This window comes from Amycolatopsis sp. CA-161197 (assembly GCF_050942255.1).
In the GTDB taxonomy this organism is placed as follows: Bacteria; Actinomycetota; Actinomycetes; order Mycobacteriales; family Pseudonocardiaceae; genus Amycolatopsis.
Genome location: NZ_CP192059.1, coordinates 1,240,984 through 1,265,548, shown reverse-complemented (window position 1 = coordinate 1,265,548; position 24,565 = coordinate 1,240,984). Strand labels below are relative to the sequence as shown.

The window sequence follows — 24,565 nt, the reverse complement described above, 5'->3', positions numbered from 1 at the left end:
AGGGAGTGCGCGGCACCAAGGGAAGCCACTCCATCGAGTGCCGGATCCCCTACAGCCGGCCGGCGGCCTTCAGCGCCAGGTACCGGTCCGCCAGCGCCGGGGGCAGGTCCTCCGGCACGGCGTCCACCACGTCGACGCCGCGGCGGCCCAGGCGGGCGGTGACGGAGGCGCGTTCGGCCAGGGTGCGCTCGGCAGCGGCGGCGTCGTAGACGGCTTCGGCGTCGCCGCGGCCCGCGGCCATCTCGGCGACGCGCGGGTCGGCCACGGACGCGACGATCACCTGGTGCCGGGAGGTCAGGGAGCTGAGCACGGGGAACAGGCCCTCCTCCAGCGGTGCCGCGTCGAGGCCCGTCAGGAGTACGACCAGGGCGCGGCGGCGGGTGCGCTGGAGGATTTCGGCGACCATGCCGCGGGAGTCGGTCTCGACGAGGGACGGTTCGAGTGGCGCCATGGCGTTCACGAGCGACGGCAGCAACGTCGTGGCCGACGAGCCCGGCACGGCGGCGCGCACGCGGCGGTCGTAGGCCAGCAGGTCGACGCGGTCGCCGGCGCGGGAGGCCAAGGCGGCCAGCAGCAGCGCGGCGTCCATGGCGGCGTCGAGGCGGGGTGCGTCGCCGACGCGGCCGGCGGAGACGCGGCCCGTGTCGAGAACGAGCACCACGTGCCGGTCGCGTTCCGGACGCCAGGTGCGGACCATCACGTCGGCCGCGCGGGCCGTGGCGCGCCAGTCGATGGAGCGGACGTCGTCGCCGGCGACGTATTCGCGCAAGGAGTCGAACTCCGTGCCCTGGCCGCGGATCATCACGGCGCTGCGACCGTCGAGCTGCTGCAGCCGCGCCAGCCGGGACGGCAGGTGCTTGCGGCTGTGGAACGGCGGCAGCACGCGCACCGACCACGGCACCTCGTGCGAACCCTGGCGCGCCGCGAGCCTGAGCGGTCCCGCCGCGCGCACGGTCACGCGGAACGCCACGCGGTCGCCGCGGCGAGTGGGCAGCATCGCGGTGGTGAAGACCCGTCGTTCGCCCGGTGGCACGGAAATCCGGTGCCGGTCGTCGGCGCCCGCGCTCGGCGGCCACGCATCGCGCAGCAGCCCGCGCACCGCGCGCCGGCCCGGGTTCGTGACGGTCAGCGTGACCTCGGCCGGCTCGCCGAGGCGCACGGAAGTGGTGCCACTGCGCGAAAACCGCAGCGCACGCACGCTGCCGGCGAGCAGCAGGTCCACGGCCACCAGCACGAGCAGCACCACGACGACGCCGAGCACGCCGGTCGCGGACGGGAACAGCAGCCCGACCACCAGCGCACCCAGCAGCGCCAGCAGCCCGAGCCGCCCGGTGAGGGCCACCGCTCAGCGCGGCACCGGCACGGAGGCCAGCACCCGGTCGAGGACCCCGTCGGCGGTCACGCCCTCGAGCTCGGCCTCGGGCCGCACGTCGAGCCGGTGCCGCAACGCGGGCCGGGCCAGCGCCTTCACGTCGTCCGGCGTCGCGTAGTCGCGGCCGGCGAGCCAGGCCCACGCGCGCGTGACGGCGAGCAAAGCCGTTGCGCCACGCGGGGAAACGCCGATGCGCACGGCCGGCAGCTCCCGCGTCGCGCGGCACAGGTCCACGACGTAACCGATCACCTCGGGCCCGATCGTCACGCGCGCCACGGCCTGGCGCGCGGTCGCGAGCTGCTCGGCGCCGGCGACGGGACGCAGGCCCGCGGCGGCGAGGTCACGCGGGTCGAAGCCCTGCGCGTGACGCCAGAGGATGCCGATCTCGTCCTCACGCGAGGGCGCCGGCATCGTGAGCTTGAGCAGGAACCGGTCCAGCTGCGCCTCCGGCAGCGGGTAGGTGCCCTCGTACTCCACGGGGTTCTGCGTCGCGATGACCATGAACGGATCGGGCAACGGCCGCGGCGTGCCGTCGATCGAGACCTGCCGCTCCTCCATCGCCTCCAGCAGAGACGACTGCGTCTTCGGCGGCGTGCGGTTGATCTCGTCGGCCAGCAGCAGATTCGTGAACACCGGGCCCTCGCGGAACGAGAACTCGCCGCTGTGCGCGTCGTACACGAGCGAACCCGTGACGTCGCCCGGCATCAGGTCGGGCGTGAACTGCACCCGCGTGGTCTTCAGGTCGAGCGAGGCCGCCAGAGCCCGCACCAGCAACGTCTTCGCGACGCCGGGCACGCCCTCCAGCAGCACGTGGCCGCGGCAGAGCAGCGCCAGGATGAGCCCGGTGACGGCCGCGTCGTTGCCGACCACGGCCTTGCCGACCTCGGCGCGCAGGGCGATCAGGGCCGCTCGCGCGTCTTGAGCCTGATTCGGCGCCTGCGTCTGTTCGGTACTCAAGACCGCTCCACCTCTCGTTCCACGCTGTCCAGTTCGTCCGCCAGCCGGACCAGCCCGGCTTCGTCGGCCGGGGGCGAACCGTAGAGCACGCCGCCGACCTCGGCCGGGTTGCGGCCCGTGCGCGCGCTCACCGTCTCCACGACCGCGGCCGCTTCGGCGTCGCGCGGCAAGCCGAGCGTCGTGCGCAGCCGCGCGCGGGCCGCTTCCCGCAGCGTCTCCGCCGCGTGCCCGGCCGCGCCGCCCCGGCGGTACAGCCGCGCGCGGCCCTCGGCCGTTTCCGCCGCCCGCACCACGATCGGCAACGGTTCGGTCACCACCGCGCCGAGGCGGCGTGCACGCCACAAAGCCAGCAGTACCACGGCGATCCCGGCCGTGAAGGCGCCGTAGCGCCAGCCGGGCGGGATGAGCTCGTAGAAGGACTTCTGCCCGCCGCCGAGCGCGGGATCCGCGGGCGACGGCACGTACCAGACGAGCCGCTGGTGGTCGCCCAGCAGCCGCATGCCGAGCGCGGCGTTGCCTTCGTCGGCGAGACGGTCGTTGGTCAGCGGCGCGCCCGTGCCGAGCACCGTGACGGTGCCCGAACGGTCGGCGACCTGAACGAACGTCGGCGCCGAGCCGTCGCGGTAGCACTGGCGGGCTTCGGGGTCGTCGGTGCGGAAGCGCGTGCCGCCGAGCGTGGCGGGTCCCGCGCCGACGGCCGCGCCGACTGTGCAGCCGGGGTCGAGCGTGGCGACGTCGCCGCTGCCGACGGCGCTCACCGTCGGGAGCACTTTGGACAGTGCCTCCGGACCCGGCGCCAGCAGCACGAGGTGCGCGACGCGGCGGCGCAGGTCCACGAGCCCGTCGCCCGGCACCCGGTCCGGCGCGGTGATCACGAGCGTGCCGCCGTCGACCTGCGCCAGCGCCTCGGCGATGGTGTGGACGGGGTGGACGTCTACGCCTTCTTCCTGCAGCAGGTGGGAAAGCGCGTGGCTGCCGTTCGGTTCGTAGGAACCCGGTTCGAGCTCGCCGCTCGTCTGGTCGCCGCGGCTGAGCACGAGCACGAGCCCGGCGAGCACGATCAGCAGCAGGAGCGCGAGTGGAACGCGCACGCCGCGCCAGATGCGCCGCAGATCGGGCGAAACCGAAGTGCTCGTCACGCGCCCACCAGCACCGGCCGCGCGGAGCGGGCCCGGTCTTCGACCGCGGTCACGGAGAGGTACGCGGCTTCGGTGCCGGGCCGGCCCCCGTAGTGCACGTCGTCGAAGTGCCGCGCGGCCAGCGCGAGCCCCGCGGCGAGGTCCGGCAGCAGCGCGCCCGCTTCAGCAGCGGCTTCGTCGGCCGTGCGACCGGACCGCGAGTCGAGCAGCGCCCGTTCTTCGAGACCCCGCACGATCGCGCGGAACCGCTCACGCACGGCGTCGGCGAACTGTCCTTGCGCGGCCGCCTGTTCGGCCGCCTTCCGGTACTCCGCGGCGCTGCGGCGACGGCCCGAGAAGACCTGCCGCGCCGCCTGCGCCGCGCGCCCGACCTTCCCGGCACGCAGCCGCACCACCACGATCAGCACGATCAGGAGCCCGATGATCAGCAGCAGCCCCAACGGCCCGCCCGGCACCCCGGACAGGCTGTTCAGCAGTTCGCTGAACTTCTCGCCGAGCCACTGCGCGACCCGCTGCAGCAACCCGGGTCGCGCGGCCGCGTACGCCGGGTCGCTCAGCTCCTGGATCGCTCGCAGGCGGGCCGGGTCCCGGTCGATGTCGACCGGGACGTCGGTGAGCAGGAACGTCACCACGCCTGCCGCGGCGCCGGCGGCGGGTTGAGGCCCGCGGCCCGCGCCAGCTCGATGTCCATGCCCTCGCGGCGCATCCGCTGGTCGATGTAGAGGACCACCGTGACCAGCGCGATGAACGGCGCGACGATCGTCCTCGCGATCACCGAGCCCACCGCGCTCAGCACCAGGCCGCCGGTGGTCTGGACCGGCGCCGTGGCCTGCGGGTCGAACAGGCCCGAGAACGCGCCGGAGCCCAGGTCGAACGGGATGCCGATGATCGCTGTGATCAGCCAGCCGATCACAGCGGCGAGCAGCAGGATGCCGAGCACGCGCCAGAACGCGCCCGACACGAGCGTGCGTGAACGGCCGAAGGCCTGGCGGATCGTGCCGCGCTCCAGCACCAGCGCGGGGCTCGCGAGCGCCCAGAACACGTACGGGATCACGGCCGGCAGCAGGCAGAAGATCGCGGCGACCATGGTGGCCAGCCCGTACAGGATCGTGAGGCCCAGCAACGGCAGCAGCCGCGGCGTGACCTCCTGCATGGCCGAGCGGAAGTCGACCGGGCGGCCGAGCACGGCCTTGCCCATCACGACCGTGAGGAAGCCGGTGAGGAACGTCTGGCCGAGCAGCGTGATGATCAGCGCCGGGATCAGCGACAACGCGGTGCTGCCCAGCACGTTGTACATCGCGTCGAGCGCTTCCTGCTGCGTGGCGGCCGGGCCGAGCGTCGCGACGCGGTTGAGGTCGGGCTGCACCACCAGCTGCACGATGAGGGTCAGGCCCGCCACGATCACCGCGATGACCGCCGAGGTGCCCAGGATCAGCACCGGGTAGCGGCGGATGGCGGTGATCGCGCCGTCGAGGATGTCGCCGACGTTGAGCGGGCGCAACGAGATCACACCGGGTTTGCCGAGGCCGTGCGGAGTCCAGCCGCCCTGCTGCCCGTAGGCGCCGCCGGGGTACTGCGGCATCGGCTGCCCGTACTGCTGACCGGGCGACTGCCACTGGCCACCGGACGCCGGCGTCTGCCCGCCCGGCGACTGCCAGCCGGGCGGCGGGGTCTGCGGGGTCTGGGGCTGCTGCGGAACGCCGTCGGTGCCCGGCGTCTGTCGCGCGCCTTCGGGCTGCGCGCTGTTGGACCCAGGAGCGGTGGAACCAGGAGTGCCGGACGCGGAGGCGCCGGTCTGGTCAGGGCTGGTCGGTTCGGGGCGCTGGAAACCCTGGCTCGGGGTGGGCGCGTCGTCGTCGGGCGCGCCGGACCCCGGCGAACCGGGTGTGTCTGTCATCGAAGCCCCTCGTACTCACGACCCGTCACTTGCTGCCGCTCACTCTTCCAGAGGCGCCCAAACCGGGCCAGACCTGGGGTGACACCCGGGTCGGGTGACGGCGTCGGCACGAGCGCTGCGTACGGCCCCCGTTCCCCCGATATGCTGAACGGAAGCCGGGGGCCGCCCGGCCCGTGCCGAGACCCTCCGGGACTGCCCTGATGACGCAACCGCCCTACGGCCAGGTGCCGCCTCGCGGGACCGTTCAACCGCCGCCGGTCCCGGGTCACGGGCCCGGCAGGCAGGGACCCCAAGGGCCCCCGCGGCAGGGTCCGTCGGTGCCGGGTCCGCCCCAGGGACCTCCGCAGGGGCCGCCGCCGCAGAGCCCGTGGATGGGCCAGTACCCACCGCAGCGCTTCCCTCCGCAGCACCAGAAGAAGTCGCCGGGCGCGATCATCGGGATCGCGCTCGGTGCCGTCACGGTGCTGGTGCTCGGGGTCGTCGCGATCGTCGCGCTGAACCGGCCGAGCCAGAACGTGAACGCCACCGGCTACCAGAACCCGCCGGCGTCCGCGCCGACCAGCGCGTTCGAGCTGCCGCCGAACAACGGCTCGTCCTCCACCGCCTCGTCGGCGCCGACCGAGACGTCCGAGCCGAGTTCCACCGGCCCGCAGAAGATCCTCAAGCTCGCCGACCACCCGATCCTGCAGGACCCCAACGCCGGGCTGCAGAACCGCGTCTGCGACCTGCCGGCGTGGCAGAGCACGCAGTCGGGCGCGGAAGCGTTCTTCACCGCGGCCAGCAAGTGCCTCGACGCAGCGTGGGGCCCGTTCCTCCAGGCCTACGACCTGCCGTTCACCCCGCCCGCGCTGCACTTCCCGACCGGGCCGAGCTTCGAGACCGCGTGCGGCACCATCCAGGTCGGTATCGCGACGGCGGCGTACTACTGCGAGGACAACCTGTACGTGCCCTTCGCCGGGCTGCAGACCGATCAGTACGGCAACAACCCGGGCGTCTACCTGGCGTTGTTCGCGCACGAGTACGGCCACCACGTGCAGGAGGTCGCCGGGATCATGGACGCCGCGTGGCAGAAGATCTACGCGGCCGGCCAGAACAGCCCCGAAGGCCTGGAGATGTCGCGCCGCAAGGAGCTGCAGGCCCAGTGCTTCTCGGGCATGTTCCTCGGCGCCCACGTGGACCAGGGCGGCACGATCACCCGCGACATGTACAACAAGGCCTGGAACGACCAGGAAACCCGCGGCGACAACACTTCCCACAGCCACGACCACGGCACCAACGCCCACTACGCCTACTGGTGGCGCCAGGGCGCGAAGGCCAACCGGATCGCCGACTGCAACACGTTCGCGGCGCCCTCGTCCCTGGTCAGCTAGGGATCAGGTGAGCACGCCCGGCGCACCGCAGGTGCGGTTCGAGCTGCTCGGCCACCTGCGCGCGTGGCGGGAAGATCGTGAACTCGCCCTGGGCCCGCCGGCGCAGCGCCTGCTGCTGACGGTCCTGCTCGCGCGCGGCGGCCACCCGGCCGGGCTCGACGAGCTCGTCGGCCTGCTGTGGGAGGACGACGCGCCGGCCAGCGCGGCCAACGTGATCCAGCGCTACGTCGGCGCGTTGCGGCGTCTGGTGGAACCCGGCCTGCCCGCGCGGACGCAGGGCTCGTGGCTGGTGCGCGATTCGAGTGGGTACGCGCTGCGGCCCGGTGCCACGACGTCGGATCTCGCCGAGTTCCGCGCGTTCGCCGAGCAGGCCCGGCAGGTCGAGGAGTCGGGCGAGGCGATGGCCTGGTTCGTCAAGGCCCTGGACCTGTGCCGCGCCACCGCCGGAGCCGGGGCGGCCGTGCCGTCGCGCGTCGCCGCGCTGCTGGCCCGCATCGACCGCGAGGTCGCCGCGGTCCTGATGCAGGCCGCCGATCTCGCCCTCGAAACGGGGCAGTCGCCGCAGCCGCTCTTGCCGCACCTGCAGCGGGTGGCCGCGCTGGACCCGTTCGACGAAGGCGTGCACGCGCGCCTGATTCGCGTGCTCGCGGCGCTCGGACGCCGAGCGCTCGCCCTCGAGGTCCACCGGGCGATCCGGGACCGGCTCGTCGACGAGCTGGGCGTGGAGCCCGGGCCCGAGCTGGCCCGAGTCCAACGGGAGCTGCTCGCCGAACCGGAGCGCCGGCCCGAACGGCCGGCCGCTCCACGAGTGCGGCCCGCGCAGCTGCCACCGGGTTTGGCCGCCTTCACGGGGCGCGACGCCGAACTGACCACGTTGTCCCGCGTCCTGGAGCCGGCCGCGGACGCCGGGACCATGCGGCTGGCGGTGATCGACGGCCTCGCGGGCGTGGGCAAGACGTCCCTGGCCGTCCGCGTGGCCCACCGGGTGGCGGCGCAGTTCCCCGACGGCCAGCTGTATGTCGATCTGCGCGGCTTCGACCCCGGCGGCGCGGTGGTGGACCCGGCCGACGCGTTGCGGGGTTTCCTCGAAGTGCTCGCGCCCGGCTCGGTGCCCACCGGGCTGAACGCACGCAGCGGTCTGTACCGCAGCCTGCTGGTCGGCCGCCGGATGCTCGTGGTGCTGGACAACGTCCGCGACGCCGAGCAGGTCCGGCCGCTGCTGCCCGGGACACCGGGCTGCGCGGTGATCGTGACCAGCCGCAACAACCTCGCGTCCCTGGTCGTCTCCGACGGCGCCGAGGTGCTGACGCTCGACACCCTCACCGAGGACGAAGCCCGCCACGCGCTCGGCCGGCGGCTCGGCGAAGAGCGGGTGACGGCCGAGCCCGAGGCCGCCACCGAGATCATCCGGTTGTGCGGCCGGCTGCCGCTCGCGCTGGCGATCGTCGCGGCCCGCGTGCGCACGCGTCCGCAGCTCACCCTGGCCGCCCTCGCCACGATGCTGCGCGAAACCCGCGGCACTTTGGCGGCCTTCCGCACCGACGACGTGGGCGACGTCCGCACCGTCTTCTCCTGGTCGTACCGGACTCTCGACGAGGCGGCGGCGCGGCTGTTCCGGCTGCTGTCCCTGCACCACGGCGTCGACATCTCCGCCGAGGCCGCGGCGAGCCTCGCCGGCGTGCCGCTGCCGCATGGCCGCGAACTGCTGGAAGAACTCACGCGCGTCCGGTACCTCACCGAGCACCGGCCGGACCGCTTCACCGCCCACGATCTGGTTCGCGCGTACGCCCTGGAGCTGATGGAGGCCACGGACTCACCCGAGGAGCGGGCGGCGGCGCTGCGGCGGCTGGTCAACCACTACCGGTGCGTCGCCCACGCGGCCACCCTGGCGCTGCGCCCGGTGCGGCCACCCAACGACCGCGTACCGGTGGCGGAGCCGGGTGTGACCGTGACCCGGATCGGCGGGTACGACGACGGCGTGGCGTGGTACGAGGCCGAGCTGCCCACCCTCACCCTGCTGGTCCGGGAGCTGGCCGCGACCCCGGCACTGCGCTGCGAAACGGCGCCGCTGGCGCTTTCGCTGGCCATGCCCTACGAGCAGTTCGTCCGCGGTGAGGAATGGGCATCGGGCATCGAACTGGCACTGGAGACCATCGACGGCGCCGACCCGCTGGTCGCGCAGCTGCACCGGAGCCTCGGTCTGGCGTACTACACCGTGCAGCGTCACGAGGACTGCCTGCGTGAGCTGGGCCGCTCGATGGACCTGCAGACCGACGACGCCGAGCGGGCCTACCTGCACATCAACCTCGGGCAGATCCTGGGCGATGTCGGCGGCCCGGACCGGTACGCCGAAGCCGTCGACCACTTCCGGCGGGGCATGGAGCTGCATCGAGCCGTCGGCAACACCAAAGCCGAGATGATCGCGATGGCCGGGATCGCCTACCCCCTGGCCAAGCTCGGCCGGCTCGACGAGGCGGTGGCATTGGCGGAGCACGCGGCCGAGCTCTGCGAAGCGGCCGGCGAAGAACTCGCGCTGCGCACCGCGCAGGGGGCGATCGCTCAGGTCCGGCTGGCGGCGGGCGACCTGGCCGGGGCCACGGAGATCTGGCGTACCTCGATCGATCGGTTCCGCGCGTCGCAAGGCTGGCGCTGGGCGCTGCAAGTGCTGGAGCAGGTGGTCAAGGCGCACACGGAAGCCGGTGACCACGAGCAGGCAAGGCGCTTCGTGCGCGAGGCCGTCGACATCATCGAGGAACACGACGTGCCGGACGCCTACGGTGCCCGGCGGCAGCTCGGCGAGATCGAGCGCGCGCTCAGTGCAGGAGGGCCAGTTTCCCCGAGCCCCGGATGACCAGGAACGCGTACATGCCGCCCGCGAAGCACGCGAACACCAGCAGCACGAGCGCGACCGGGCCGCGCGCGTCCTGAGCGCCCGCCGAGGCGTCGGCCGCGCTGACGGTGATCGCGCCGTCGGCCGGAGCGTCCACGGGCACGCCGACCTCGACGCGTTCGCCCTTGGCGTGGCCGCAACCGTTGAGCGTGCCCTGGCGCGGCTTTCCGCCGAGGCTGAACGTGACGGATTCGACCGGGTTGCCCGCCGAACACTCGGCCGGCTGGGTCACCTCCGCCTGCACGGGCGCGCCGGCGTCGTTGCCCGCGATGCCGAACAGGCCGGGCCCGGCGAGCCACGCCAGCACCACCACGAGCACGCCGGCGGCAGCCGGGATGCCCACCTGCAGCCACCTCTGGACTGAGGTCTTGCTCGTGAGGTCGGAGAGCTGCACGCCGCCATGGTTCCAGATCCACGGGGCAAAACCCAGTGAGGTCCCGGCGGCCCGGTCACCGTCCGCCGATCGGCCGTCACCCAGCGGTCAGGAAGTCACGGCGCAGGATTCGACGGCTCAGGATTCGACCTTGTCGGCCGAGGTGACCTTCTTGACGTACAGCAGCCGGTCGCCCGGTTCGATCGCGTCGGCCTGCGGAGCGTCGACGCGGTACAGCACGCCGTCGCGGACCACGCCCAGCACGATGTCGGGCAGGTGCCGCGGCGAACCGCCCTCCTCGGACGGCTCCACGGCGCGCTCGGCGATCGCCAGCCCCGACTCCGGCGTAATGAGGTCCTCGACCATGTCGACCACGAGCGGCGTCGACGTCGCCATGCCCAGCAGGCGCCCGGCCGTCTCGCTCGACACCACGACCTGGTTCGCGCCCGACTGCTTGAGCAGGTGGACGTTCTCCGCCTCCCGCACCGACGCCACGATGTGCGACTTCGGCGCCAGCTCACGCGCGGTGAGCGTGACCAGCACGGCGGTGTCGTCGCGGTTCGGGGCCACGACCACGGCCTTCGCGTGCTGCACGCCGGCCACGCGCAGCACGTCGGCCCTGGTCGCCGAGCCGTGCACGGTCACCAGGCCCATCGAGCTGGCCGCCTCCAGCGCCTGCTGGTCGGTGTCGACGACGACGATGCGGCTGGGCTGCACGTCCTCGTCACCGAGCAGCGCGTTGACGGCCGAGCGGCCCTTCGTGCCGAACCCGACGACGACGGTGTGGTCGCGCACCTTCGTCCTCCACTTCTGGATCTTGAATGCCTGCCGGGAGCGCTCCGTGAGCACCTCCAGCGTGGTCCCGACGAGGACGATGAGGAAGAGCACGCGCAACGGCGTGATGATGAGGACGTTCACCAGCCGCGCGGAGGCCGACATCGGCGCGATGTCGCCGTAGCCGGTCGTGGAGAGCGAGACGGTGGAGTAGTAGATCGCGTCGAGGAAGGACACCCCGTCGCCGTTGACGTCGCGGTAGCCGCCGCGGTCGGCGAACACGATCAGCACCGTGGCCAGCAGCGCGAGCAGTGCGCCGATGATCCGCTTGACGATCGAGCGCATCGGGCTCGACGTGAACTCCGGCATCCGGATCACGCCGACGAGCTCGTGGTCGGGGCGGTCGTTGAGCCGGACGTTCAGGGGCAGCCGTTTCAGGGCTTTCATGCACCGGCTCCCCGCGGGTGTTCGGCGTCACTCACAGCGGGGAGGATAGCCGAAGGTCATCTCCCGCACACCCGTCGCGGTGATCACGTTATGGCAGGCTGGACGCATGTCCGACTCCAGCAGGCCGCAACGGCCCGCCTACTGGCTGGCCGGTTTCCTCGCCTCCGCCGGCCTGACGCACTTCCTGCGCCCCAAGCAGTACGACGCGCTGGTACCGGAGGAGCTCCCCGGTTGGCGTCGCGCGTGGACGTACGCCTCGGTGCGGCGGAGCTCGGGGTGGCCGCGGCCATCGCGCTGCCGCGGACGCGCCGGCTGGGCGGGCTCGCGGCGGCGCTGCTGTTCGTGGGCGTGTTCCCGGGCAACGTGAAGATGGCGCTGGACTTCGAGCGCAAGAAGCTGGCGGCGCCGGTGCGCGCGGCGGCGTGGTTCCGGCTGACGGCGCAGTGGCCGCTCGTCAAGTGGGCGTTGAAGGTCCGCGACAACGCTTGAAGCTCACTCCCGCGGGACGCTGCGGAGCAGGTCGCGCAGGCCTTCGGCGTCGAGGAGGTCGGCGGGACTGAGCGTGTGACCGTGGCGGACGTAGTGGAACGCGGCGCGCACGCGGTCCACCGGCACGTTCTTCAGCGCGGCCCACGCGAGCCGGTACGCGCCGAGCTGCACGGCCAGCGCGGGCAGGCGGTCGGCTGACGGCACGGAGCCGGTTTTCCAGTCCACCACGGTCCAGCCGCCGTCGGGATCCGCGTAGACGGCGTCCATCCGGCCGCGCACGGTGATGCCCTCGACGTCGGCCGAGAACGGCACCTCCACGGCCAGCGGCACGCGTTCGGCCCACTCGCTGCGTTCGAAGGCTTCTTGCAGCGCCTCGAAATCCGAGTCGGGAGCCTCGCCGAGGTCGGCGGCGCCGGGCAGGTCGTCGATGTCGAGCAGGCCCTCGCCGGAGAAGCGCTGTTCGAGCCACGTGTGGAACGCCGTGCCGCGGCGAACGAAAGTGTTCGGCGGCAAGGGAAGCGGGCGGCGCAGCTTCCGCGCGAGGGCTTCGGCGTCGGCGGCGAGCTCCACGAGCTGGCTCACGGAAAGCTGGGCCGGGAGCACGACCCGGTCCACAGTGGCCTGGGCGCGGGCGCGTTCGGCGAGCAGGACGTCGGTGTCGGCGGCCCAGCCGTCGGGGTCTTCGGGATCGACTTCGTCTTCGTCGGAATCGTCGTCTTCGTCGTAGGTTTCTTCGTCCTCGTAAGGTTCTTCGTCGAACTCGTCGGGTTCGGGCGGGAGCGGCACCTCGTCGTCCTCGCCGATGCCGAAGAGTTCCGGCTGCTCGGGTTCGGCCTTCGCGGGTTCGGGCCCTTCGGGCGTTTCGGGTGTTTCAGGTGTTTCAGGCAACGCCGCCATCGCCGCGAACACCATCTCGACGCCCGTCGACACCCCGGTCCGCCGGTCGCCCAGCGGGTCGACGGGCCAGCTCGCCTTGCGGGAGTCCGCGACCAGCGGGTTCTCCTCGTCGTCGGCGGGTTCGTCGGCCCACGCGTCGAGCACGCCGATCGGCGGGTCGGCCTCGCGCACGACGTCGGCGATCTCCGTGAGGAACACCGACGGTCCCTTCGCGCGTGTACTGCTCTCGTTCCACCAGTGGCCGGACACGATGAGCGCGCGTTCCGAGCGCGTGAGGGCGACGTAGCAGAGCCGACGTTCCTCGTCGGCCTCCCGCTCGGCGAAGCCCTCCTCGTGCAGTTCGAGGGCCTCCTGCACCTCTTTGCGGTCGAACCCGTCGGAAACTCGCAGCTCCGGCAGGTCGGCCGAGTCGCCGCGCAGCAACGCGGGCAGCGACGTCGACGTGCGCAGCCACGAGGAGGACCGGCGCTTGCTCGGGAACACCTCGGCCACGAGGTGCGGCACGGCCACGACCTCCCACTCCAGCCCCTTGGCGGAGTGCACGGTGAGCACCTGCACGCGGTCGGGTACGACCTCGACCTCGCCGGGCGTGAGGCCGTCCTCGGCGTGGGCGGCGGTGTTGAGGTAGTCCACAAAGGACAGCAGGGTCGCGGTCGGCGCCGTCTCGGCGTAGTCGGTGACGACCTCCGCGAACGCGTCGAGGTGCGCGCGGCCGGCCGAGCCGGGGCGGGCCAGGGACTCGACGTCGAGCAGCATCGTGCGTTCGACGTCGGTCACCAGCTCGGGCAACGACTGGTCGAGGCGCCGGCGCAACGCGGCCAGCTCCGCGCCGATGCGCCGGATCCGCCGGTAGCCGTCCTCGGAGTAGCGCTCGGGCTTGCCGGGTTCGTCGACGGCGTCGATGAGCCCGGCCTGCTCGGCGCGTTCGGTGACGAGCACGGGTTCGTCTTCGGAATCCCCCTGCGGTGCGGGCGAGGACAGCTCCCCCGCACGTCGCCACAGCGCGGCCAGGTCCGCCGCCGCGAGCCGCCACCGTGCACCCGTGAGCAGGCGGGCCGCCGCGCTGCCGGCGAGCGGATCGGCCAGGACCCGCAGCGTGCTGACGAGGTCGGCGACCTCCGGTTCGTCGAGCAGCCCGCCGAGGCCGACGACCTCCACCGGCAGCCCGCGCATCCGCAGCTCGGCCGCGATCGGCGCCATGTCCGCGCGCCGGCGCACCAGCACGGCGGCTGTCGGCGGCTTGCCCGTCTCCTCCTTTTCGGCGAGCCAGCGCCGCGCCAGCGCGTCGGCCACCCACTCGCGTTCGGCGCGCACGTCCGGCAGCAGCGCCACGGCGATGTCCGCCGGGCCGGCGCCGTCGCGCGCCCGCAGCGGTTCGACGCCGAGGCCGCGCGCCCGCAGCGGCTCGGCCACGGCGTTGGCCAGGTCGAGGATCTGTGGTGGGTTGCGGAAGCTCGTGAGCAGGCCGAACTGGTGCGCGGGCGCGAGCCGTCCATCGTCGCGGCGCGGGAAGTCGGTGGTGAAGCGCGGCAGGTTGGCCGCCGAAGCGCCACGCCAGCCGTAGATGGCCTGCGCCGGGTCGCCCACGGCCGTGACCGGCATCGGCGCGTGGTCTCCCCCGCCGAACAGCGACCGCAGCAGCACGCGCTGCGCGTGGCCGGTGTCCTGGTACTCGTCGAGCAGCACGGCGCCGTAACGCTCGCGTTCGCCGGTGATCACGGCCGGGTAGCCGTCGGCCAGCTGCGCCGCCAGCGACATCTGGTCGGCGAAGTCGAGCGCGCCCTCGGCCCGTTTGCGCCGGTGGTACGCCTCGACGAGCGGCAGCAACGCCAGCCGGAACCGTTGCGCCGCCATCACTTCCTGCAGCTTCTGCGGCAGCGCCGCCCGCTGGCCCTTGGCGCGCGGCGCGTTCTCGATCACCTCGCACAGCCACGTCGTGTACTCCGCGAGCCGTTCCGTCGACACGAGGTGCTCGCCGAGCTCCCCGGCCAGCGCGAGCAGCTGCGCCGTGACCGACGACGGCACCCGGTCGGTGTCGAGGTCGTCGTCCCAAGTGGACACCACGCGGTGCGCGAGCTGCCACGAAGACGTCTCCGACAGCAGCCGCACACCCGGCTGCACCGGCAGCCGCAGGCCGTGTTCCGACAGCAGCCGCCCGGCGTACGCGTGATAAGTCAGCACGGTGGGCTCGCCCGCGACGACCGTGGCGCGCAACCCGCCCGACGGGTCGAGTTTCTCCAGCAGTCCGGACCCGGCCAGGCGCCGCAGCCGGGCACGAACGCGTTCGCCGAGCTGGCGCGCGGCCTTGCGCGTGAACGTCAGGCCCAGCACGCGCTCGGGGCTCACGATCCCGTTGGCCACCAGCCACACCACGCGCGCGGCCATCGTCTCCGTCTTGCCCGCGCCGGCACCGGCGACGACGAGCGACGGCTCGACGGGCGAGGCGATGACCGTGGCCTGCTCGGGAGTCGGGCGGTGCAGGCCGAGCGCGTCGGCGATCTCCGCGGGCTCGACCGGGTTGGCGATGAGCCGGAAGCTCACGGGCCGGTCACCTGCCTGCCCTCGGGGCGCAGCGGGCAACACCCACGGGCGGGACAGCGGTCGCAGTCCGGGTTCTCGTGGGCCTGGTAGTCGGGCCCGGCCGCGGCGGCCGCCGCCGAGCGGACGAGGTCGAGCCATTGCCGGCCACCGTCGTCGTCGAGCGGCGGCTGGTCGCGTTGCGTGGCGCCGGTCTTGTTGTTCGTCTTCGCGACGTACACCAGCCGCGCGCCACCCGGGGTGTTCTTGCCTTCGATCGCGCCGAGCAGCACCGCGAGCTGGTACGCGGCGAGCTGCGGGTGCTGCTCGGCGTCGGCGCTGGACACGGGCACCTTGCCGGTCTTGATGTCCACGATCACCGGCCGGCCGTCCTTGTCCAGCTCCACGCGGTCGACGCGGCCGCGCAGCATCACCCGTACCTCGTCGTCGCCCATCGGCAGCTCGACCTCGATGTCCTGCTCGACGCCCGCCTCGATCAGCTCCTTGCGGCTGCCTTCCAGCCACGCCACGAAGTTGCGCAGCATCTGCTCCACGCGGTTGCGCTCGCGCCGGGAGAACCACGGGGCTCCCGCGTCCACGCGCACCCACGCGTCGTCGAGCGCGGCCTGGATCTGGTCTTCGGTGCGGCCGCCGGCGACGGCCTGCGCGAGGCCGTGCACCAGCGTTCCCGTGACGGCGGCGAGCTGCGCGGGGTCGCTGCCGCCGTGGCGCTCGACGAGCCAGCGCAGCGGGCACTTGACCAGGATTTCCACTGTGGACGGTGAGATCCGCATGAGGTCGCCGGGTTTGTGCACCGGGTCGTCGGTGGAGGAGGGCAGCAGGCCGTACCACGTGCTGGGGTGCGCGCCGGGCACGCCGGCGTCGGCCAGCCGCGCGAGCTGCTTCGCCGCGCGGGCCCGCCGCTCGGGGTCGGCCTTGTCGTCGCACACGACCTCGCGCAGCTCGCCGACGAGCTCGGCCAGCACCAGCGACCGGCCGGGTGGCTTCATGCGGGAATCGAGCGCACCGTCGTCGGCGCCGTTCTCCTCCAGGTCGTCGAGGAAGCGCGACGGCTGCTCGTCTTCGCCCGCCACCGCGGTGACCAGCAACGTCCGGCGCGCGCGGGCGGCGGCGACGTAGAACAAGCGCCGCTCCTCGGCCAGGATCGGGGCGATGGCCGACACCTTGTCACCATCGTCCACTCCGGACAGCAGGTCGACGAGCCGCTCCACGCCGAGCAGGGAACCGCGCAGCCGCAGGTCCGGCCACGCGCCTTCCTGCACGCCGGCCACGGCCACGACCGTCCACTCGCGACCCGCGGCCGCGTGCGCGGTCAGCAGCGACACGCCCTCGCCCGGGATCGCCGCGGGCGCCAGCGTGTCCCCCGCGATGTTCTGCGACGACAGGTAGTCGGCGAACGACGCGACGCTCGCGCGGGGCAGCCGGTCGACATAACGACCGGCGGCGTCGAACAACGCGACCACGGCGTCGAGGTCGCGGTCGGCCTGCGCGCCGAGCGAGCCGCCGCGGTCGACGAACCGCAGCAGCCGTTCCTGCAGGCCACTGGCCTCCCACAGCTCCCACAGCACCTGTTCCACGCCTTCGCCGCGCGCGACGGCCTGGTGCGTGACGCTCAGCAGCTTGCCGACGCGGCGCACGGGCGTCGCTTCGGCGTCGGCGAGCCCGACCAGGATGTCGCCGCCGCGCAGGGCTTCCACGAGCAGCTCGTCGCTGGAGCGCTGGCCACCGCCGGCCAGCTCCAGCCGGCGCAGACCGCGGCGGACGCGGCGCAACGCGAGCGGGTCGGCACCGCCCAGCGCCGAGGACAACAGCATTTCGGCGAGGTCGACGTCGAGCAGCTCCGGCTGAGCGGCGATCCGCAGCACGGCCAGCAGCGGCCGGACGGCGGAGTGCTTGGCCAGCGGCAGCTCTTGCGTCGCCGAGCCGATCGGCACCCCCGCCGCGCGCAAAGCTCGTTGCAGGACCAGGAAAGTCCGCGCGGGCGAGCGCACGAGCACCGCCATTTCGGACCACGGCACGCCGTCGACGAGATGGGCGCGGCGCAGCTGGTCGGCGATCCAGCTCGCCTCGGCGGCGGGCGTCGGCATCAGCCGGACGCGGACCTTGCCGCCGCGTTTTCCGGGGGGTGACACGAGTTTCCGATGCTGCGACGCACCCGGCAGCGTCGCGCCGAGCTTCGTCACGGCTTCGCGCACGGCGGGGGCGAGGCGGTGCGAGGTGGTGAGCGTGACCGTGCGATCGCCCTCGGCGTCCGTGTCGGCGAACAGCCGGGGATCGGCGCCGCGGAAGGAGAACACGGACTGGTCGGGGTCGCCGGCCACCACGAACTCGGCCGCGGTCTGGCCGATCTGGCGGATCAGCTGCACCTGCAGCGGGTCGAGGTGGTGGGCGTCGTCCACGAACAGGTGCCGCACGCGGCCGCGCTCGCGCTCCCGCAGCTCCTCGTCGTCTTCGAGGGCGAGCAGGGCGGAGGTGACCAGCTCGGCGGCGTCGAGCGCGGGCGCGCTGCGGACGCCGAGCGCGTTGCCGCCCGCGCCCTGCAGCTGCGTGACCTCCTCGTACTGCGCCCAGAAGTGCCCGGCCGCGACCCACTCCTCGCGGTCCTTGCGGTGGCCCAGCTCCACGAGGTCCTCGGGGCCGAGCCCACGCTCGGCCGCGCGCATCAGCAGGTCGCGCAGCTCTTCGGCGAAGCCCGGCACGAGCAGCGCCGGCCGCAGCTGGTCGGGCCAGTCGGGCGCGCCGACATCGAGGTCACCCTGCAGCAGCTCGCGCACGACCACGTCCTGCTCCGCGCCGGCCAGCAACCGCGGCGGCGGCAGCTCTTCGGCGAGGGCTTCGAGGCGAAGCAGCGAAAACGCGTACGAGTGCACCGTGCGCACGAGTGGTTCACTCACCGTGCGCGGCAGCACCGACGACTGCTCCGGATCGGACGTGAGGCGGCGCGTGATGTCGGCCCGCAGCGCGTCGGCCGCGCGGCGCGACGAGGTGAGCACGAGCACGCTCTCCGGGTCGGCGCCGTCGGCGATGCGGCGCGCGGCCGCGGTGGCGAGCAAGGTCGTCTTGCCCGTGCCGGGGCCGCCGAGCACGCGGAGGAACCCGGCGGGCGTGGACAGCAGTCGGCGCGCGCCCACGTCCCAGGTGAACGTGGGTGCGCCGGCGGCGGGCGGGCGCACGAGCCGCGCCTGTCCGTGTGCCGTTCTCCGCCCGTTCACACCAGCGATGGAACCATGCTGACACGCACGGGTGGCGCACCGGCACGCCTTTCCCGGGTCGGGACGTTGAACTGTCGGTGTGGTGCGGCAAAGTGCGGGGATGGACGACGAACTGCACGAACGGATCCGGGCTGTCATCAAGGACGTCCCCGCGGGGACCGTCGCGACGTACGGCGACATCGCCACGCTCAGCGGCGCACCCTCGCCCCGGCTGGTCGGGCGGGTGCTCGCCGAAGACGGGCACGACCTGCCGTGGCAGCGGATCCTGCGCGCCAACGGCACTCCGGCGCCTCACCTGGCCCACCGCCAGCTCGAACTCCTGCGCGCGGAAGGCGTGCTCGCGGACGGCCAGCGCGTGGACTTGCGCAAGTACCGCTGGCAGCCGGACGGGTTGGCGGACGAGGACGCTCCCGTCGGGCTCTTTGAGATCCCCGATATTTAGGTTAGGTTTGCCTAATGGCGCTGCTAGCTTCGCACCGCGGCCGGGTCACCGCGGTCCGGCGGGTCACCCCGCAGATGGTGAGGATCACGTTCGACTGCAGAACACTCGCCGCGACCGAGGGCTTCGGGCCCGACGCGTACGTGAAGGTGTTCTTCCCGCTGCCAGGCCAGGACGAGCCGCAGCTGCCGCCCGCGCCGTCGAGCGGCGACGTGGTGTCCTGGTACAAGACCTACCTCGCGATGCCCGACGGCGTCCGGCCGCCGATGCGCACCTACACCGTGCGCGCGCTGCGGCCCGAGCTCGACGAGGTCGACGTCGACTTCGTCCTGCACGACGACAATCTGGGCCCGGCTTCGGCGTGGGCCGCGCGGGCGGCGGTCGGCGACCTGGTGGCGTTCGTGGGCCCGCACAGTCTGTACGAGGTGCCGCACGCAGTGGAGTGGCAGCTGCTCGTGGGCGACGAGACCGCACTGCCGGCGATCGGCGCGATCGTGGAGCACCTGCCGCGCTCGGCCCGCGCGTCGATCTACGTCGAGATCCCGGACCGCGCCGAACGCCAGACGTTCGAGACCGCCGGCGCCGTCGAGCTGCACTAGATCGTGCGCGGTAACCGGCCCCACGGCGAGGCGTTGCTCGACGCCGTGCGCGCCGCAAGCCTGCCCGGCGGTGCGCCGTACGCCTGGGTTTCGGGCGAGGCCGACATCGTGAAACACGTCCGCCGCCACCTCGTCCGCGACCGCGGCTTCGACAAGGCGGCCATCTGCTTCACCGGCTATTGGCGCCACGGCCTCAGCGAGGACGCGGTCGGGCGCGAGCGCGTGGAAGCGGCGTCCTGACCTCAGGCGGCCAGGACCTGTTCCCGCAGGATGTCGGCGTGGCCGCAGTGGTGGGCCAGCTCGCGCAGCACCTGCAGGTACACCCAGTGAACGGTGCGCGGGCCGGACCGGTGGCCGGTCACGACGGCGTCCAGCGCCAGGTCCGCGACCGCGGTCCGCGCCGTGGCGCAGGCTTCCCGGTAGGCCGCCGTGACCGAGGCGACGGTGTCGTCGTCGGCGAGCCGGAACGACTCGTCCGGGCTCCGCACCAGCCCCAGCTCACCGCGGGACGTGCCGCCGACGCATTCCTCGAACCACACGCGCTGCATCCACGTGACGTGCTTGAGCAGCCCGAGCAGCGTGGTCGCCGACGGCACGAGGCGGCGGCGGGCCTGCTCCTCGGTGAGCCCGTCGAGCGTCTTCTCGAGGCCCACGCGGTATTCCTCGATGAACGCCTCGAGCTGGGTCCGTTCGTCGTCCAGCGGCACCGCGAACGAACCCCTGAACTCACCCATCAAGCCCTCCCCAGTGTCGAGACCACCAGCTTCACCAAAGCGCCGAGCCGTTGCCGGTCGGGTTGAACCGTCGGAATGCCCTGCGCTTCCAGCGGCGCCGCGGTCACCGGGCCCACGCAAAAGGTCTTGATCGCACCACGCCGGAGGACGTCGTGGGCGCCGGTGCCGGCGGTCAGCGTGAGGAAGTTGGTGGCGGCCGGCGCGCTGGTGAAGACGAGGGCTTCGACCTCGGCGGCGAGGATGTCGTGGGCCAGGGAGACGACCGGGGCGGTGTCGGCGGGTGAGTGCCAGCGGTAGGGCTGCACGGCGACGACCTCGGCGCCGACCAGAAGACCGGTGAATTCCGGCAGCGGGGCGCCGTGGAGCTGGACGGCAACGCGGGAACCGACCACGCCCGCGGAGACCAGCTCTCCGAACAGCTCGGCGTTGCTCTCCCCCGGCGCCGAAAACTCCTCGCGCAAGCCCGCGCCCCGCACCGCGCCGACGGCTTTCGGGCCGCGCGCGAAGATGCGGGACGCGCCCAGAGCCGTGAGCAGGTCGGCTTTGAGGCCCCAGCCGTCGGCGGCGGCGAGCCAGCCGCGGAAGCCGGCGCCGGTCGTGACGGCCGTGAACGCCACCGGCGCGGCGAGCACGGCTTCGGTACTGAGCCGCAGCTCGGGGTCTTCGGCGAGGGGCACGATGGTGATCGTCGGCGCGTGGCGCACCTGCGCGCCGTAGCGAAGCAGCGCCGAGATGAGGTCGTCGGCGCGGCGTTCGGCCGTGACGCCGATCCGCACCCCGTCCAGCTCACCCATAGGTCGCGCCCATCTCCCTGATCGCCTCCGCGAGCTGCGCCCGCAGGTCCGCCGGCTCGAGCACCTCCAGGTGCGGCCCGAACCGCAGCAACTCGCCGATCGCGGGCTCCCCCGGCTCGACCGGCAGCTGCATCGTGAGCCAGCCTTCCTCATCCGCGACGGCGCCGCCGTCCCGGGCCTCGCGCAGCGCCCGCGCGCCGACGCTGCCCGCGTAGAACGGCAGCAGCCCCTGCGCCCGCGGCGACAGGCGCACGGTCGCGAGCCGCGGGTACATGCGCCGTTCGAACTGCTCCGACCACTCCTGCCAGTAGCGAGGCAGGTCGAAATCCGCCGGTCGCTCGAAGTCCTCGCCGAGGTCCGTGAGCTCCCGGATCCGCGAAATCCGGTACGTGCGATCGGTCCCCTCGCACCGCCCGGCGAGGTACCAGTTGCCCGCCTTGAGAATCAGGCCGAGCGGCTCCAGTACGCGCTCGACCTCGCGTTGACCCCAGCGTTCGTAGCGGATCCGGACGCGGTGGCTCGTCCACACGGCGTCGGCGACCTCGGACAGCACCGGCAGGCTCTCGATCCCGCGGTGCCACCCGGGCACGTCGAGGTAGAACCGCTCGGCGACGCGGCCCGCACGGCTGCGCAGCTCCTTCGGCAACGCGGCGTACAGCTTGAGCTGCGCCGCCGCCAGCACCGTGCCGAGCCCCAGCTCCGCGGCGGCGACGGGCAACCCGGCCAGCGAAAGCGACTGCGCCTCCTCCTCGGTGAGCCCGGTCAGCCGCGTGCGGTAGCCGTCGACCAGCTGGTAGCCGCCGGTGCGGCCGCGGTCGGCGTAGACGGGCACGCCGGAAGCCGACAGCGCGTCGATGTCGCGGTAGACCGTGCGGACCGAGACCTCCAGCTCGGCCGCCAGCTCCTCGGCCGTCATCCGGCCGCGGTTCTGCAGCAGGAGAAGCACCGTGAGCAGCCGGGACGCGCGCATGAATCGAGTATGACCGAAAATCCTGACACAAGCTGACAGGTATGGGCGGTTGAGTGGTCCCCATGAACACGTTCAGCATGAAGAACTGGGACGAACACCTCGCCAGCGGCAGCGAAGGCGGCCCGCGCGTGGCCTACGCGCACGCCACGATGGAGTACAGCGGCGTGATCGAAGGTGAGTCGATCTGCGATTACCTGCTGTACTACGCGGGCGAGGGTTACGACGGCGGCGGCACCACGTCACCGAGCTTCGAGCGGTTCGACGCGACCGTGGACGGCCGCCGCGGCACGTTCGTGGTCCGGCACGAGGGCGGTTTCGACCCGAAGGGCATCTGGTCGAAGTTCGACGTCGTGGCCGGCTCGGCGACGGGCGAGCTCACCGGCCTGACCGGGTCGGGCACGGTGAAGGGCACGATGGGCGAGCCGACGGTGTCGTACACCTTCGACTACGCGCTGAGCTGAAGGAGGCCGCTGTGCTCGAGGTGTCACGCAAGCAGGTGATGGCGTACCGGGTCGCGCGGCACGGGCTGCACCGGGACTTCGCGGACCCGGTGGCGTCGCCGCTGTTCGACCTCGGCCTGCAGGACAGCATGCGTGACACCGCCCTGCTCGCCCTCTCGGCGCGGTCTTCGTCGCCGGTGGTACCGACGTCCCTTGTGGACGATCCGCGCGTGGTGCTCGTCTGGTCCCACCGCGGCGCCCCGCACTTCCACCGGCGCGAGGACCTGCGCGAGCTCGTGACCTCGCTGATCCCCCTCGACGACGCCGACGCCCTGGCCCGGATGCTGTGGCAGAAGAAGGAAATCGGCGCGACGGGCGTGCCCGCGTCGGAGGTGCTCTTCACCGCCGCTCGGGCCATCCGCAAGGTCGTGACGCAGCCGATGTCGAAGGGCGCCGCGAGCGCCGCCGCCACGCGTGAGCTGCCGGATTCGTATTCGCGCTGGTGCCGGCCCTGCAACGCCACGCACATCCAGGAGCAGCTCATGCGCCTGGCCACCCTCCACGGCGGCGTGCGCCTGGAGGCCGACCAGTCCCCGGCGACGCTCGCGCCGCTGGAAAACCGCGGCCGCATGCGGACTTCACCCGACGCAGCCGCCGTATCACGCGTCGTGCGCGGCTACCTGGTCGCCAACGGTCCCGCCACGCAGGGCGACGCGGCGGGTTTCGTGGGCACGGCGAAGACGGCTCTGTCGGCTGCCTGGCCTGACGATCTGGCCGAGGTCAAAGTGGACGGTCGCCGGGCCTTCCTGCCCGCCGACCAGGTGACCGCGCTGGAGAACCCGCCGACCCCGTCGGTGGTCCGGCTGCTGCCGCCGCTGGACCCGTTCACGCAGGCCCGCGACAAAACCGTGCTGGTGCCGGACAAGGCCCGCGCGAAGGAAGTGTGGGAAATCCTCGGCAGCCCCGGCGCCCTACTGGTGGACGGCGAAGTGATGGGCGTCTGGCGCACCCGCGGCTCCGGCAAACGCCTGGCCTTCACCGTGACCGCCTTCGACCCACTCCGCGCGGCGGATCGGGATGCGGCTGAGGAAGAAGCCTCCCGGGCCGCCGCGGCGCGGGGGTACGCGGACTTCTCCGTCACCTGGGCTTAGTCCGTGTCTTCAAACCGTTGAGTGACGCGCGCGCGGCGGACCGACGACCAGGGTCCGCTACGCGGTGGACGGCAAGGGCCGCCGTGGTCGCTGCCGGGCCGGGCTGCGACGGCAAGCAGTTGCAGGCGGTTCTGCCCGGCATCCGGGTACCGCGTCGAAGGTGGGCAGCCGCGAATCTGGCCGGAGGACAAGACTTACACCTCCGCAGCCAACCGACCGAACTGCGCGGGTGCGGGATCAGGGCCGTGATCTCCGAACCGCGGCGCCGTCGTAGTGGCCGTCATCATCGTTCACGGGTTCGCCCTGATCGTCGAGTTCCAGCACTTTGGCGAAGATCGCGAACAGAGCCTCCATCCGGCTCGGAGAGTCGCGCAGATCGTCCCCATAGTCGATCCCGTCGAGAAGCGGATGCCCGACCGAGCCGCGAGCAACCCGGCCCGCGAAACGCCGCAGCGCCCCCGATGCCCCGTGGGACAGTTTCGTGGTCACACAGGACGCTGTGGGGCTATCGGCGATTACTGCGTCGCACGTTCAGAGACACGGCTTAGTCCACTTCGGACACCCGAGCCGTCAGGTCGTCGACGAAGCGGTTGAGCAGCGTGCCGAACGTTCGCTGGTCCTCGATGGACCAGTCGGCCACCGCCTCGGTGAACCAGCTCAGGACGGTCTGCAGGTAGCGCCCGGCCGCGGCGGCGCCGTCCGGGGTGAGTTCGATGAGGCGGGCGCGCTGGTCGTCGGGGTCGGCGACGCGGCGGACGAGGCCGCGCTTCTCCAGGGCGTTCAGGTGGCGCGTGACGTGCGGGCCGACGACCTGCATGCGCGTGGCGATCTCGCCGACGCGAAGCGGCTTGCCCGCCATTTGGAGGGTGATGATCACGGTGAGCGCCGGCCGGTCGAGGGTGAGGCCGGCCTGCTCCATGGCGCGCTCGGCGATATGGCTGCGGTTGAGCACCGTGCTCAGCTGCATCAGGCGCGGCAGCACCGTCATCGGATCGAGCCGGCCGTCTATGTCGCTCATCACACCTCTTACATACCTAAGTTAGCTATATAGTTGCCTCAAGGCGCAAGGTCGAACCAGGGACC

At 72.7% G+C, this 24,565-nt stretch carries 19 protein-coding genes and 2 pseudogenes; 7 read left to right on the top strand and 14 right to left on the bottom strand.

Features of this window, described 5'->3' with window-relative positions; translation table 11 throughout:
* Window positions 1-49: 49 nt before the first annotated feature.
* From ACQPXB_RS06320 to ACQPXB_RS06300, 5 genes are read right to left on the bottom strand one after another with little or no spacing between them, the layout of a single operon-like run.
* Complete coding sequence (locus ACQPXB_RS06320; protein WP_432850053.1) at window positions 50-1,342, bottom strand: DUF58 domain-containing protein; 1,293 nt, start codon at window positions 1,340-1,342, stop codon at window positions 50-52.
* A 3-nt stretch (window positions 1,343-1,345) separates the two neighbouring features.
* Window positions 1,346-2,329 (bottom strand): AAA family ATPase, encoded by a 984-nt coding sequence (locus ACQPXB_RS06315; protein ID WP_366575111.1) that lies wholly within the window; start codon window positions 2,327-2,329, stop codon window positions 1,346-1,348.
* Window positions 2,326-3,468: a DUF4350 domain-containing protein gene (locus tag ACQPXB_RS06310; RefSeq protein WP_432850051.1), complete on the bottom strand. Its 1,143-nt coding sequence runs from the start codon at window positions 3,466-3,468 to the stop codon at window positions 2,326-2,328. Before ACQPXB_RS06310 ends, ACQPXB_RS06315 begins: the two co-directional genes overlap by 4 nt.
* Window positions 3,465-4,100 (bottom strand): DUF4129 domain-containing protein, encoded by a 636-nt coding sequence (locus ACQPXB_RS06305; protein ID WP_432850049.1) that lies wholly within the window; start codon window positions 4,098-4,100, stop codon window positions 3,465-3,467. Before ACQPXB_RS06305 ends, ACQPXB_RS06310 begins: the two co-directional genes overlap by 4 nt.
* Window positions 4,094-5,365 carry a hypothetical protein gene (locus tag ACQPXB_RS06300; RefSeq protein WP_432850047.1) on the bottom strand — a complete coding sequence of 424 codons (1,272 nt, stop codon included), beginning with the start codon at window positions 5,363-5,365 and terminating at the stop codon, window positions 4,094-4,096. Before ACQPXB_RS06300 ends, ACQPXB_RS06305 begins: the two co-directional genes overlap by 7 nt.
* A gap of 371 nt (window positions 5,366-5,736) precedes the next feature.
* On the opposite strand from ACQPXB_RS06300, the gene ACQPXB_RS06295 reads away from it, so the two are divergent.
* Window positions 5,737-6,735 (top strand): neutral zinc metallopeptidase, encoded by a 999-nt coding sequence (locus ACQPXB_RS06295; RefSeq protein WP_366575119.1) that lies wholly within the window; start codon window positions 5,737-5,739, stop codon window positions 6,733-6,735.
* 7 nt (window positions 6,736-6,742) lie between these two features.
* Window positions 6,743-9,586, top strand: coding sequence for an AfsR/SARP family transcriptional regulator (locus ACQPXB_RS06290; protein ID WP_432850045.1), 2,844 nt, complete (start codon window positions 6,743-6,745; stop codon window positions 9,584-9,586).
* Here the strand turns inward: ACQPXB_RS06290 and ACQPXB_RS06285 are convergent.
* Together ACQPXB_RS06285 and ACQPXB_RS06280 are read right to left on the bottom strand one after the other, a co-directional pair.
* Window positions 9,549-9,968, bottom strand: coding sequence for a hypothetical protein (locus tag ACQPXB_RS06285; protein WP_366575919.1), 420 nt, complete (start codon window positions 9,966-9,968; stop codon window positions 9,549-9,551). The genes ACQPXB_RS06290 and ACQPXB_RS06285 overlap by 38 nt on opposite strands.
* A gap of 168 nt (window positions 9,969-10,136) precedes the next feature.
* A complete protein-coding gene (locus ACQPXB_RS06280; protein WP_366575123.1) occupies window positions 10,137-11,219 on the bottom strand; it encodes a potassium channel family protein in 1,083 nt (360 codons plus the stop codon).
* 106 nt (window positions 11,220-11,325) lie between these two features.
* On the opposite strand from ACQPXB_RS06280, the pseudogene ACQPXB_RS06275 reads away from it, so the two are divergent.
* Window positions 11,326-11,708, top strand: a pseudogene (locus tag ACQPXB_RS06275) (DoxX family protein).
* Window positions 11,709-11,711: 3 nt separating this feature from the next.
* Here the strand turns inward: ACQPXB_RS06275 and ACQPXB_RS06270 are convergent.
* Together ACQPXB_RS06270 and ACQPXB_RS06265 are read right to left on the bottom strand one after the other, a co-directional pair.
* Entirely contained in the window at window positions 11,712-15,146 is a 3,435-nt protein-coding gene (locus ACQPXB_RS06270) for an ATP-dependent helicase (RefSeq protein WP_432850042.1), read from the bottom strand.
* Window positions 15,143-18,316 carry an ATP-dependent helicase gene (locus ACQPXB_RS06265; protein ID WP_432857323.1) on the bottom strand — a complete coding sequence of 1,058 codons (3,174 nt, stop codon included), beginning with the start codon at window positions 18,314-18,316 and terminating at the stop codon, window positions 15,143-15,145. The genes ACQPXB_RS06270 and ACQPXB_RS06265 overlap by 4 nt, the downstream gene beginning before the upstream one ends.
* Window positions 18,317-18,455: 139 nt before the next feature.
* Between ACQPXB_RS06265 and ACQPXB_RS06260 the strand changes: the two genes are divergently transcribed.
* Both ACQPXB_RS06260 and ACQPXB_RS06255 read left to right on the top strand, forming a co-directional pair.
* Window positions 18,456-18,797, top strand: coding sequence for an MGMT family protein (locus tag ACQPXB_RS06260; protein ID WP_432850040.1), 342 nt, complete (start codon window positions 18,456-18,458; stop codon window positions 18,795-18,797).
* A 14-nt stretch (window positions 18,798-18,811) separates the two neighbouring features.
* Window positions 18,812-19,633 (top strand): annotated as a pseudogene (locus ACQPXB_RS06255) (siderophore-interacting protein).
* A gap of 2 nt (window positions 19,634-19,635) precedes the next feature.
* On the opposite strand, the gene ACQPXB_RS06250 reads toward ACQPXB_RS06255, so the two are convergent.
* The 3 genes from ACQPXB_RS06250 to ACQPXB_RS06240 are packed head-to-tail and all read right to left on the bottom strand — an operon-like array spanning window position 19,636 to window position 21,891.
* Window positions 19,636-20,127, bottom strand: coding sequence for a DinB family protein (locus ACQPXB_RS06250; RefSeq protein WP_432850038.1), 492 nt, complete (start codon window positions 20,125-20,127; stop codon window positions 19,636-19,638).
* On the bottom strand, window positions 20,127-20,921 hold the full coding sequence (locus ACQPXB_RS06245; RefSeq protein WP_366575134.1) for a uroporphyrinogen-III synthase: 795 nt from the start codon (window positions 20,919-20,921) through the stop codon (window positions 20,127-20,129). Before ACQPXB_RS06245 ends, ACQPXB_RS06250 begins: the two co-directional genes overlap by 1 nt.
* Window positions 20,914-21,891, bottom strand: a complete 978-nt coding sequence (locus tag ACQPXB_RS06240) for a helix-turn-helix transcriptional regulator (protein WP_432850036.1) — start codon at window positions 21,889-21,891, stop codon at window positions 20,914-20,916. Before ACQPXB_RS06240 ends, ACQPXB_RS06245 begins: the two co-directional genes overlap by 8 nt.
* A 62-nt stretch (window positions 21,892-21,953) precedes the next feature.
* On the opposite strand from ACQPXB_RS06240, the gene ACQPXB_RS06235 reads away from it, so the two are divergent.
* Complete coding sequence (locus ACQPXB_RS06235) at window positions 21,954-22,352, top strand: DUF3224 domain-containing protein (RefSeq protein ID WP_354871478.1); 399 nt, start codon at window positions 21,954-21,956, stop codon at window positions 22,350-22,352.
* Between the two features lie 11 nt (window positions 22,353-22,363).
* Window positions 22,364-23,482 carry a DNA glycosylase AlkZ-like family protein gene (locus tag ACQPXB_RS06230; RefSeq protein ID WP_432850033.1) on the top strand — a complete coding sequence of 373 codons (1,119 nt, stop codon included), beginning with the start codon at window positions 22,364-22,366 and terminating at the stop codon, window positions 23,480-23,482.
* 237 nt (window positions 23,483-23,719) lie between these two features.
* On the opposite strand, the gene ACQPXB_RS06225 is transcribed toward ACQPXB_RS06230, so the two are convergent.
* Both ACQPXB_RS06225 and ACQPXB_RS06220 read right to left on the bottom strand, forming a co-directional pair.
* Window positions 23,720-23,971 carry a DUF7677 family protein gene (locus ACQPXB_RS06225; RefSeq protein ID WP_432850031.1) on the bottom strand — a complete coding sequence of 84 codons (252 nt, stop codon included), beginning with the start codon at window positions 23,969-23,971 and terminating at the stop codon, window positions 23,720-23,722.
* Window positions 23,972-24,026: 55 nt separating this feature from the next.
* Window positions 24,027-24,500, bottom strand: a complete 474-nt coding sequence (locus ACQPXB_RS06220; protein ID WP_432850029.1) for a MarR family winged helix-turn-helix transcriptional regulator — start codon at window positions 24,498-24,500, stop codon at window positions 24,027-24,029.
* Between the last annotated feature and the right edge of the window lie 65 nt (window positions 24,501-24,565).

Coding starts and splice junctions, on each gene's coding strand:
- ACQPXB_RS06300 (WP_432850047.1), bottom strand. CDS start 5,365: ATGACAGACACACCCGGTTCGCCGGGGTCCGGCGCGCCCGACGACGAC.
- ACQPXB_RS06295 (WP_366575119.1), top strand. CDS start 5,737: ATGGGCCAGTACCCACCGCAGCGCTTCCCTCCGCAGCACCAGAAGAAG.
- ACQPXB_RS06280 (WP_366575123.1), bottom strand. CDS start 11,219: ATGAAAGCCCTGAAACGGCTGCCCCTGAACGTCCGGCTCAACGACCGC.
- ACQPXB_RS06260 (WP_432850040.1), top strand. CDS start 18,456: ATGGACGACGAACTGCACGAACGGATCCGGGCTGTCATCAAGGACGTC.
- ACQPXB_RS06250 (WP_432850038.1), bottom strand. CDS start 20,127: ATGGGTGAGTTCAGGGGTTCGTTCGCGGTGCCGCTGGACGACGAACGG.
- ACQPXB_RS06245 (WP_366575134.1), bottom strand. CDS start 20,921: ATGGGTGAGCTGGACGGGGTGCGGATCGGCGTCACGGCCGAACGCCGC.
- ACQPXB_RS06240 (WP_432850036.1), bottom strand. CDS start 21,891: ATGCGCGCGTCCCGGCTGCTCACGGTGCTTCTCCTGCTGCAGAACCGC.
- ACQPXB_RS06235 (WP_354871478.1), top strand. CDS start 21,954: ATGAACACGTTCAGCATGAAGAACTGGGACGAACACCTCGCCAGCGGC.
- ACQPXB_RS06220 (WP_432850029.1), bottom strand. CDS start 24,500: ATGAGCGACATAGACGGCCGGCTCGATCCGATGACGGTGCTGCCGCGC.